11 protein-coding genes are annotated in these 9,779 nt (G+C 55.7%); 4 read left to right on the forward strand and 7 right to left on the reverse strand.

Annotation, left to right across the window (positions count from 1 at the left end; genetic code table 11):
- Positions 1-100: 100 nt before the first annotated feature.
- Together M987_RS01825 and M987_RS01830 are read right to left on the reverse strand one after the other, a co-directional pair.
- Entirely contained in the window at positions 101-784 is a 684-nt protein-coding gene (locus M987_RS01825) for a molybdate ABC transporter substrate-binding protein (protein ID WP_014071738.1), read from the reverse strand.
- A complete protein-coding gene (locus M987_RS01830) occupies positions 784-1,836 on the reverse strand; it encodes an ABC transporter substrate-binding protein (protein ID WP_014071739.1) in 1,053 nt (350 codons plus the stop codon). The genes M987_RS01825 and M987_RS01830 overlap by 1 nt, the downstream gene beginning before the upstream one ends.
- 163 nt (positions 1,837-1,999) lie before the next feature.
- Here M987_RS01830 and M987_RS01835 point away from each other — a divergent pair, with 163 nt between their 5' ends.
- Complete coding sequence (locus M987_RS01835; RefSeq protein ID WP_014071740.1) at positions 2,000-2,332, forward strand: hypothetical protein; 333 nt, start codon at positions 2,000-2,002, stop codon at positions 2,330-2,332.
- A gap of 60 nt (positions 2,333-2,392) precedes the next feature.
- Here M987_RS01835 and M987_RS01840 read toward each other — a convergent pair whose 3' ends face one another.
- Both M987_RS01840 and M987_RS01845 read right to left on the reverse strand, forming a co-directional pair.
- Positions 2,393-2,665, reverse strand: a complete 273-nt coding sequence (locus M987_RS01840; protein WP_014071741.1) for a hypothetical protein — start codon at positions 2,663-2,665, stop codon at positions 2,393-2,395.
- Between the two features lie 179 nt (positions 2,666-2,844).
- Entirely contained in the window at positions 2,845-3,294 is a 450-nt protein-coding gene (locus M987_RS01845; protein ID WP_014071742.1) for a hypothetical protein, read from the reverse strand.
- Positions 3,295-3,835: 541 nt separating this feature from the next.
- Between M987_RS01845 and M987_RS01850 the strand changes: the two genes are divergently transcribed.
- Together M987_RS01850 and fucR are read left to right on the forward strand one after the other, a co-directional pair.
- Positions 3,836-4,819: a sensor domain-containing diguanylate cyclase gene (locus tag M987_RS01850; RefSeq protein ID WP_014071743.1), complete on the forward strand. Its 984-nt coding sequence runs from the start codon at positions 3,836-3,838 to the stop codon at positions 4,817-4,819.
- Positions 4,816-5,532, forward strand: a complete 717-nt coding sequence (gene fucR / locus M987_RS01855) for an L-fucose operon activator (protein ID WP_014071744.1) — start codon at positions 4,816-4,818, stop codon at positions 5,530-5,532. The genes M987_RS01850 and fucR overlap by 4 nt, the downstream gene beginning before the upstream one ends.
- Here the strand turns inward: fucR and M987_RS01860 are convergent.
- From M987_RS01860 to yghX, 3 genes are all read right to left on the reverse strand, one after another.
- Positions 5,514-5,801 (reverse strand): DUF2623 family protein, encoded by a 288-nt coding sequence (locus tag M987_RS01860; protein ID WP_014071745.1) that lies wholly within the window; start codon positions 5,799-5,801, stop codon positions 5,514-5,516. The genes fucR and M987_RS01860 overlap by 19 nt on opposite strands.
- Before the next feature lie 100 nt (positions 5,802-5,901).
- Entirely contained in the window at positions 5,902-7,539 is a 1,638-nt protein-coding gene (locus M987_RS01865; RefSeq protein ID WP_014071746.1) for a methyl-accepting chemotaxis protein, read from the reverse strand.
- 115 nt (positions 7,540-7,654) lie between these two features.
- Positions 7,655-8,542, reverse strand: coding sequence for a YghX family hydrolase (gene yghX / locus M987_RS01870; RefSeq protein ID WP_014071747.1), 888 nt, complete (start codon positions 8,540-8,542; stop codon positions 7,655-7,657).
- An 82-nt stretch (positions 8,543-8,624) separates the two neighbouring features.
- Here yghX and M987_RS01875 point away from each other — a divergent pair, with 82 nt between their 5' ends.
- Complete coding sequence (locus tag M987_RS01875) at positions 8,625-9,665, forward strand: aldo/keto reductase (RefSeq protein ID WP_014071748.1); 1,041 nt, start codon at positions 8,625-8,627, stop codon at positions 9,663-9,665.
- Positions 9,666-9,779: the final 114 nt, after the last annotated feature.

Below are 9,779 nucleotides of genomic sequence, written 5' to 3' on the forward strand. Positions count from 1 at the left end.
CGCTGAATAAAGACACACATTACTGGGGAACCCTCTCCCACCGGGAGAGGGAATAAAAAATAAAAAGTAGGCCGGGTAAGCGTAGCGCCACCCGGCTAAATTACGCGCCGAACCCTGCCTGTTGCAGGATCATTTTCGCCTCTGCTGACACCAGATAATCCGCGAGCGCTCTGCCCTTCGGTGTCATCACCGCACACGCATACTCCGCGCGCGGGTTATAGGGTGCGGGGATGTCGATCACCGTCAGCCCGCTGATTTCCCGCAATTTTGCGGCATAGCTGGCATAACCGATAAACACCTCCGCCTGGCCGCCATGAATGATCCACTCAGCAGCCATTTTACCCGCCGGAATCGGTGCGGAATTCCGCCCGCCCACCAGCGCTTTCGCCCGGATTCTTACCCCCTCGCCTGCCTCGCCCATGCGGGTAAATAGCTCCTGGGTGTAATCTCCGGATGGATCGGCGCCTGCCGTCGAGGTCGCGATACGCACATCATCACGGGTAAGCAAAGAGAACCAGTCATCCCCGGAGCGCAGCACATCGCTGCGCACCGTCAGGCAAAGCTGATTGCTGGCAAAAGGCACCACCGATAACGCCTGCCCGGCCGCGAATAACGCCTGCGGATGGGCCAGATTTGCCGAAGCAAACAGGTCGCACGACTCACCGGTTTCAATACGTTCGCGTAACAGCCCGGCCGGGCCGAACTGGGTTTCCACCGGTTCAGGAAAATGCGCCATCAGGTTCTGCCACACCACCCGCAGGCTGCCCGCTGCCAGCACGTACATCAGTCGATCCCCTGATAGCTGGTGCGATAAAAACGCTGATACCAGTCGTTTGCAACCTTGCGCATATCCACGTCTTTAAACTTCTCCGGGTAGAGCTTTTTCGCCATCCACAGCTCGCCAATTCCCATAGCTTCCGGCATCGGATAGCCCCAGGCTTTGGCGTAATCCGGCATCAGGTAAACACGCTGATTTTTCACCGCGTCGATGGTCTGCCATTGCGCACCGGTTTTGATCTCGTTCACCACGGACGGATAGCGATCCTGCACGAAGATCACCTGCGGGTTCCAGGCAATCACCTGTTCCATCGCCACGGTTTTAAAGCCCTGAATGGTTGCCGCTGCCACGTTAACCGCACCCGCATGCGCCATCATCAGGCCGGTGTATTTCCCGGAGCCGTAGGTGGTGAGTTCCGGGTTAGCCATGTAAGCGCGAACACGTTTTTCTGCCGGGATATCTTTCAGACGGTCGCTGACCATCTTGCGGCCATTGTCGGTCGCGGCAATCAGGGCTTTCGCTTCTGGCTGTTTATTGACTATCTCGCCAATCAGGGTGATCCCTTCGCGCAGGCCCAGATCGTAGGCCTGTTCTTCATCTGCCATCGTCGGGTTTAGTTTGGCTTTTTCACCGGCGGCATCGTGGCGCAGGGAAATAGCGACCACCGGAATACCCAGGCTGCTGATCTTGTCGATCATCTCCTGCGGTGCGTAGTTAGTGACGAACACCACCTGCGGCTTCAGCGCCACCAGTTTTTCCGGGTCGACGTGGGTGAGGTCGCCAAGCGCGGCTTTCTGGTTCAGCTCTGGCGCCAGGCGCGCGTAGCCGTCGCCAAGTTGCTGTTTCCAGTTCGCCATCACGCCGACAATTTTGTCCGTGGCGTTCATTTGCACCAGCAGGTTCAGGGTCTGGTGCTGGAGCACAACCACACGATCAACTTCATCAGGAATAGTGACGGTACGGCCAATCTGGTCCGTTATCTGGCGGGATGCCTGGGATGATAACGGTAGTAAAATCAGTACGCTAAACGCGACTGCCTGCCAAAAGCGTTGTTTCATATAATCCTCACATTTTCGTTATGCAAAAGATTATACAGCGATAGTACATTGGAGTCGTGGTGTGCTTTGGGGGTAGGTAAACAAGCATTATTGGCCTACCGGCTATGCAGACCGGCTGGCAGACTTCACGGCGATATGTGATTTACGACAACAAGGAACCGTCATGAAATACCTCAAAACATCCCTTCTTCTCAGCACCCTTATTATTTCTGCCTCCACCATGGCGATGGATAAAACCGCAGCCGGTGCGGTAGCAGGCGCTGCCATTGGGGCCGTTGCTGGCAAAGATGTGAAGTCTACTGTGGGTGGCGCCGTCGTCGGTGCAGGTACGGGGGCAATGTTCAAAAACGGCGATAAAGGAAAAGCCGCACGTAAAGGCGGCGCAGTGGGTGCAGTCGTTGGCGCGGGTGCTGCTGCGGTTACGGGTAATAGCGTACTCAAGGGGGCAGCCGTGGGTGCTGGCTCCGGCGCGCTGATTGGTGAAGCCACGCACTAAATACCTCGCCGGGCGGCACTGCGCTTGCCCGGCCTGTGGCAACATTCCCTTCAAATAAGATTAATGGTGATCATCATACTGATGTTCAATCACCATCCCTTCAGCCACACTCGCCACATGGCGTGCACGCGGGTGATAAACCGGCGCAGGTGCGGCATAGGTGGTGGGTGCAGGGGCTGGTGCCACGGTCACTGCCTCGGGGACTGTGGTCGATGACGGGACAATCACCACTTTATAACCGCTCGGCACATCCACGGTAACGCTTTGCGCCATGGCCGAATTGGCCATGGCTAAACCGGCCAGAGCGGCCAGTAAAATAAAGATATTCTTCATCGTAAATTATATTCCAGGTACAGTTTAGAAATAGAATTATGTCGAAGAAATCTTAAGACAATATTAATTGTCGCTCTTTGCAATGTGCAGAAAATGCCAAATTTATTGTTACATTAATAAATAGAAAAAATAGCACAGGCCGGGTAAGGCGCGGTCGCCCCCCGGCAACTGACGGCGTTTTAATTAATCGCGATATTCCCTTCCAGCGTATTTATCCAACGCGGTGCTTTCAGCGTATCGGCGAAATAACTCACCAGCTCACAAAGCAAACTTTCCATAACCGCTGCCATCTCTTGTGGCAATGCCCGGCTTATCAACAGTTGAGTTAATACCTGGCAATATTGTGCCAGTTGGTCACTTTCAGGCTCAAAAGCAGGCAGTCTCGACGGCAGATCGTCCACGGTGAAATACGGGATTAAGTGCGCCGGAACAGGCTCGTTCAGCGTGGGTTGCAGCAAAGCGAGACAGGCAGAAAGACGCCCGCAAAACGCCAGTTTTTCGGTGATGTTATCGCATTCCACCAGAGAATAAGCATACTGCTCGCAGTTATCCGCCAGCTCGGTGAAATCCGTAGTATTGGCAAAGGGGGTGGTAAATAACGCGTGTGCCTGGGTTGGGGTCGTAGCCATGATGGCAGCCTCCGATAAAGTGTTTTAAAACCCACCGTTAGAGGTTCCAATCTCATGGCGGTGGACTGAGCGAGGTTGGAACTACCGGCTTTATCGGATACCGGCGCATCTTTCGATGCCCCCGCCAGCCCACCATTGAGATGCAGCAAAGCGTACGACATAAAGCCTCTTATGTCGCCGATAAAGTCAGTCAGGGTTCCAATCCCGACGCCTGATTTTGCAGGCGCGGCAAAAAGATACTGCGATTAAGACGAGGCGACAAGGGGCATTCCCGGAAGCCGCCTCGCAAAACGGATCAATACTTTATGTCCCGTGATTTTTGCCGTCCGGCCTGTTTCATCTGTCGCTTGTCCTGCCGGCAATCATAATAAGGAGCAATGAGAGGAACGTAATGGCAGGAATAACCTCTGCGGAGATATCTCAACGGCACGTTAATCACTCTGCGTCGCACTTAACGCAAATCCCCCTCTTTTTTCAGCATCATATTTACAAGCTCAGATAAACTGGCAAAAATCATTCTTATTTTCCGAAGAATCTTCGCATGTCAGAACAGGCGCTAAAACAACAGATCCAGAATCTGAAGAAGCACAACGCCCGGCTTGCAAGGCTGGCGCGTGACGCCCGCAGCAAACTCAGCGCCGCTCTCGACGGCACGGGTCTGTGTCTGTGGCAGCTCGACGTGCCTACGGGAAAACTGATTATTTATAACCGGCGCTGGGGCTCAATGCTCGGTTATCAGCCAAAAGAGCTGAGCGCGCAGTTTGACGTCTGGCGCGACCATCTTCACCCGGAAGATAAACAACAGGTACTGGATGCGTTCTACGACCACCTGAACGGTAAAACGCCCTTCTACGAAGCACTGCACCGGATGCAGCATAAAAACGGCACCATTACCTGGGTGCTGGACCGGGGTCGCGTCAGCGAATGGGACGACGAGGGTAATCCCATCAAGGTGACGGGCACCCACATCGACATGACCAAAGAGAAGCAGTACGAAGAACAGCTCGCACAGCTTGCCAACCACGATCCGCTCACCGGGCTTGCCAACCGCCATGCGCTTATCCAGCATTTTGCCGAACGAAAAGAAACCGGCCCGTTGTGCGTGGCGTTTATCGATCTCGACGACTTTAAGACCGTGAACGACACGTTCGGCCACCGTAGCGGAGATGAACTCTTAATTCAGCTCAGCCAGCGCCTGCGCAGGAGTTGCCCGGAAGGCACGATCGTCGGCCGACTCGGTGGAGATGAATTTGTGCTGCTGCTGCCCTTCCCGCTCTCCAGTTTACTGGTCAACAGCACGGCGCACAGTTGCCTGCGGGCAGCGCTGATGCCGTTCGAACTGGATAACGGCGAGGCGCGGGTAGGCGCATCAATCGGCATTGATGAGGTACAGGCGCAAGATGATTTTGTGGATGCACTCAGACGCGCGGATCAGTCGATGTACCAGATTAAACACACCGGGAAAAACGGCGTGGCGATTGGCACAACGCTTATCTCTATCTCACGCACCGGAACCGACGTATGAAGGAAAGCCGACAGCAAAGCATCGTTGAACTGCTGAGCAACAGCGACTGGCTCACCACCGACGCGCTGGCAGAGCATCTCGGCGTCAGCAAAGAGACGATCCGCCGCGATCTGAGCGGCCTGCAACAGCAGGGGAAGATCCTGCGCCAGCACGGACGGGCACGGCTGATCCACCCCGACAGTCGCGATAGCGGCGAGCCATTTGGCGCGCGGCTCAAAAGCCATTACGCCGATAAAGCCGATATTGCCCGGCACGCGCTGGAATACATCAGCGAAGGCATGACGATAGCGCTGGATGCCAGCTCAACCTGTTTTCATCTGGCGCGACAGCTACCTGACCTGGAGTTGACCGTTTTTACCAACAGCCTGCCCATCTGCCATGAAATGGCCCGCCGCGAGAAAATCACGCTGATCTGTTCTGGCGGAACGCTGGAGCGCAAGTACCGTTGTTACGTCAACCCGGCGCTGGTGACCCAGCTCAAGGCGCTGGAGATAGACCTGTTTATCTTTTCCTGCGAAGGCGTGGATGAACAGGGGATCATGTGGGACCCGGTTGCGCACAACGCCGCGTTTAAAGCACAGCTGTTAAGCCGCGCCAGCCAGTCTTTGCTGTTGATCGACAAAAGTAAGTTTCAGCGTTCGAGCGAAGTGAAAATCGGCCAGCTTTCGCAGGTGACGCATGTCATCCAGGGCTGTCAGCCTTCCAGGCGATAACCCGCCATAAAATAGCGCAACGCAGTGCTGGAGTGGCTCTCTTTGAAGAAGTCCATCACCATGTCTCGCTCCAGCCCGTAACGACGGGTTAAAATCCCCGCCTCCCACGCGCTAAGCTGGCGATCGCCGGTTTTCTCAAACATCCGGTGCGAAAAGCCCAGTACAAACCCACGCTTATAGTCAGCACAGAAGTGCGCCACATTCTTCGCCGTGTCGGCCTGCGCCGCCCGCATCCCCGCCATCAGCCCTTTGCCAAAATGGTTTTCCATCGCTTCACCCTCAATCGTTATATATTAAATTATATAGCGATATTTTGAGCGATAGCCAGAGATAATTAAGGCCGCACAAGGCGGCCTTAATAATGGGGATTTAGAACGAAACCCAATCGTCCGGCGTCGCCGCAGGTTTAGCACGTGCGGGCGTTTTGAGCGGGGTAGCAGCAGCCTGAGTTTGTGGCTCCTGGGCTGATAAACGGAATTTCTGCACCGAGCGTTGCAGATCTTCGGTCTGGCGCTCCAGCGCGGATGCCGCAGCGGAAACTTGTTCCACCAGCGAGGCGTTCTGCTGCGTTACGCCGTCCATCTGGCTGATGGCCACGCCGACCTGCGAAATGCCTTTGCTCTGCTCTTCCGATGCAGACGCAATTTGCTTCATGATGGTGGTCACTTCGGTGACGGCACGCAGAATGGCTTCCATGGTTGTACCGGTGTCATTAACCAGCTGTGCGCCCTGCTCCACGCGGTTGACGGAATCAGCGATCAGTCCTTCGATCTCTTTTGCCGCATTGGCGCTGCGGCTTGCCAGGTTACGCACTTCTCCGGCGACAACCGCAAAACCACGTCCCTGCTCGCCTGCGCGCGCGGCTTCTACCGCGGCGTTAAGCGCCAGAATGTTGGTCTGGAAAGCAATACTGTTAATCACATTGGTGATTTCAGCGATTTTCTTCGAGCTGTCGGAAATCCCGCTCATGGTGGTGACAACATCGTCCACCAGCGAGCCGCCACGGCTGGCGGTTGTTGAAGCCACATCCGCTAACTGGCTGGCCTGGCGCGCGCTTTCGGCATTCAGCTTCACCGTTGCGGTCAACTGCTCCATACTGGCAGCCGTCTCTTCCAGAGCGGCGGCCTGCTCTTCTGTACGGGAAGAGAGATCGTTGTTACCGCTGGAGATTTCCGTCGCGCCGCGCCAGATATTTTCACTTCCCGAGCGGATAGTGCTTACGGCTTCGCGCAGGCTGTCCTGCATGGCGCTCAGCAGCGGAACCAGCTGCCCCACGCAGTTGCGGCCAAAAGGCTCAATCGGATGGCTGAGGTCGCCCTGCGCAATCTGGCGGAACTGCTGACGGATACGATCCAGCGGTTTGACCAGCATCGCCACCAGGTAGCGGTCGGTGAAGAGCAAGATCAGCAGGCCAATAATGGTGGCGGCAATAATCACAGTGCGGGTCATGGCGGTCAGACCATCAACCACCACACGGGTGGAGTCCAGACGGTCGCCCGCGGCTTTGTTAAAGCTTTCAGCGGCAGCACCGAACGCGCGACTCAGCGGCGGAGTGACGTTGTTCGCCTGCTGGCGATAGCCGTCCAGTTGCCCCTGTTGCGCCTGCTGCATTTGCGGTGCGACACCCTGGTCGAGCAGCGCCTGCCAGGAGCTGATCACCTGAGCGGAAACCTGCTCATCCATGGGGCCAGGAGAGATAGCTTTCATCTGCTCCAGCTTTTTGCTCATGTTGTCCAGCGCCTGCTGTGCAGAGGCCAGATCAGGGTTACCCCCGCTGGCTTTGACTTCCATCGCGCGACTCAGGCGCGTAACAAAGCGGAAATACTGATCGTTGCCCTGGCTGAGCACGGTCATCTGCTGCACCAGCTGTCTGTCGACCTCGTTGCCATCAGACACCCGGGAGAGCGACCAGGTGCTGTACAGGCCAACGCCCGCCCACATTAAACAAAAGATCCCCAGTATCGTCAGCATGACGAAGCGGATCGTGAAATTACGAAGCATCTGCATAGAGTGTTCCTTGCCGTGAGGGTGAATTCGCCCAGAGGCGAGACTTACCCTCGTTATCGGCAGATGCTGCGGAAAATCTAACCTTTTATGATGAATTTTGGCGGCGTTTTTTTAATCAATTCAGGTACTTTTCAAACCAGCTTAACGTTCGCTTCCAGGCAAGCTCCGCTGCGGGTTCGTCGTATCTTGGGGTAGAATCGTTGTGAAATCCGTGGTTTACGCCCGGATAGATGTACGCTTCGTAGATCTTATTATTCAATTTAAGCGCTGCTTCATAGGTAGGCCAGCCCTCATTAATATTTTTATCCAGACCGGCATAATGCAGCAAAAGTGGCGCTTTTATTTTCGGAACATCGGCTGCGGCGGGCTGGCGTCCGTAAAACGGCACGGCGCAATCCAGCTCCGGGTACGCCACCGCGGCGGCATTTGAAACACCTCCGCCGTAGCAAAATCCGGTGATCCCCACTTTGCCGCTGGCATTCGGGTGCTTTTTCATAAACTCGACGGCGGCAAAGAAGTCGTTCATCAGCTTTGTCGGGTCGACCTTCTGCTGCAAAACTTTCCCTTCTTCGTCATTGCCTGGATAACCGCCCACCGAGCTTAAACCGTCTGGTGCCAGCGCGATGTACCCGGCTTTTGCCACGCGTCTTGCCACATCTTCGATATACGGATTAAGACCCCGGTTTTCATGGACCACCACCACGGCAGGCACTTTTCCGCTGGCTTTAGCCGGTTTCACCAGATAGCCGCGCACTTCGCCGTGGCCGTTTGGCGAGGGGTAGTGAATATATTCAGGCAGGATATCGGGATCGGTGAATTTGACCTGCTCGGCCAGCGCGTAGTTGGGCTTGAGCATATTGAACAGGGCCAGCGCCGTTACGCCCCCCACGGCGTAGCGAGCCGCGAGATTCAGGAACTCGCGTTTGTTGATTTTACCGTGGGCGTAGTAGTCGTAATAGTCGAGCAATTCTTGTGGAAAATCTTTGGCGGTCAGGCGCGTCATCGCTTATCTCCATGAATTGTGATTTGATAAGCATAGAATGAAAACGTTGTTTCGAAAATTCATCGACAATAAAGGAGACATCATGTCCTGGCACCCTTACTCCGGCCGCTATGAAAATATGCAGTACCGCTACTGCGGAAAAAGTGGCCTGCGCCTGCCTGCGCTGTCACTTGGCCTGTGGCACAGTTTTGGCCACGTTCAGGCGCTCGATTCCCAGCGCGCACTGTTGCGTAAAGCCTTCGACCTCGGCATTACCCATTTTGACCTCGCCAACAACTACGGCCCGCCCGCGGGCAGCGCCGAAGAGAATTTTGGCCGCCTGCTGCGCGAGGATTTTGCCGCGTACCGCGACGAGCTGATTATCTCGACCAAAGCGGGTTACGACATGTGGCCTGGGCCGTACGGCTCGGGTGGGTCGCGCAAGTATCTGCTGGCCAGCCTCGACCAGAGCCTGAAACGCATGGGCGTGGAGTACGTTGATATTTTCTATTCCCACCGCGTAGATGAAAACACGCCGATGGAAGAGACGGCCTCTGCGCTGGCGCAGGCGGTTCAGAGCGGTAAGGCTCTGTATGTGGGGATTTCGTCCTACTCAACAGAGCGTACGCAGAAAATGGCCGCGCTGCTGCGCGAGTGGAAGATCCCGTTGCTTATCCACCAGCCGTCCTACAACCTGCTCAACCGCTGGGTGGATAAAACCGGGCTGCTGGATACCCTGGCAGAAAACGGCACCGGCTGTATCGCCTTTACGCCGCTGGCGCAGGGGTTGCTGACGGGGAAATACCTGAACGGCATTCCTGATGGCTCGCGGATGCAGCGTGAAGGCAAGAAAGTGCGCGGCCTGACGGAGAAAATGCTGACGGAAGCTAACCTCAACAGCCTGCGATTGCTGAACGAGATGGCCCACGCCCGCGGGCAGTCCATGGCGCAAATGGCCCTGAGCTGGCTGCTGAAAGATGAACGCGTGACGTCGGTGCTGATTGGCGCAAGCCGCCCGGAACAGCTGGAAGAGAACGTCCAGGCGCTGAATAACCTGCGCTTTACGGACGATGAGCTGAAGCGGATTGACCAGCATGTTACGGATGGGGAGCTGAATCTGTGGCAGGCGTCGTCGGATAAATAGAGCGCTCTGAGGGGTTCCATAGTGATTTTGGTCTTTATGAAGCGATTTAAGACGTCATTAAAATAAAGGAGCTACAGCGGCGCCATGGTCCGGCTGAAAATCGCCGAAGCGTTT

Source organism: Enterobacter soli ATCC BAA-2102, from assembly GCF_001654845.1.
Lineage (GTDB): Bacteria > Pseudomonadota > Gammaproteobacteria > Enterobacterales > Enterobacteriaceae > Enterobacter > Enterobacter soli.

Coding starts and splice junctions, on each gene's coding strand:
- M987_RS01825 (WP_014071738.1), bottom strand. CDS start 784: ATGTACGTGCTGGCAGCGGGCAGCCTGCGGGTGGTGTGGCAGAACCTG.
- M987_RS01830 (WP_014071739.1), bottom strand. CDS start 1,836: ATGAAACAACGCTTTTGGCAGGCAGTCGCGTTTAGCGTACTGATTTTA.
- M987_RS01835 (WP_014071740.1), top strand. CDS start 2,000: ATGAAATACCTCAAAACATCCCTTCTTCTCAGCACCCTTATTATTTCT.
- M987_RS01840 (WP_014071741.1), bottom strand. CDS start 2,665: ATGAAGAATATCTTTATTTTACTGGCCGCTCTGGCCGGTTTAGCCATG.
- M987_RS01845 (WP_014071742.1), bottom strand. CDS start 3,294: ATGGCTACGACCCCAACCCAGGCACACGCGTTATTTACCACCCCCTTT.
- M987_RS01850 (WP_014071743.1), top strand. CDS start 3,836: ATGTCAGAACAGGCGCTAAAACAACAGATCCAGAATCTGAAGAAGCAC.
- fucR (WP_014071744.1), top strand. CDS start 4,816: ATGAAGGAAAGCCGACAGCAAAGCATCGTTGAACTGCTGAGCAACAGC.
- M987_RS01860 (WP_014071745.1), bottom strand. CDS start 5,801: ATGGAAAACCATTTTGGCAAAGGGCTGATGGCGGGGATGCGGGCGGCG.
- M987_RS01865 (WP_014071746.1), bottom strand. CDS start 7,539: ATGCAGATGCTTCGTAATTTCACGATCCGCTTCGTCATGCTGACGATA.
- yghX (WP_014071747.1), bottom strand. CDS start 8,542: ATGACGCGCCTGACCGCCAAAGATTTTCCACAAGAATTGCTCGACTAT.
- M987_RS01875 (WP_014071748.1), top strand. CDS start 8,625: ATGTCCTGGCACCCTTACTCCGGCCGCTATGAAAATATGCAGTACCGC.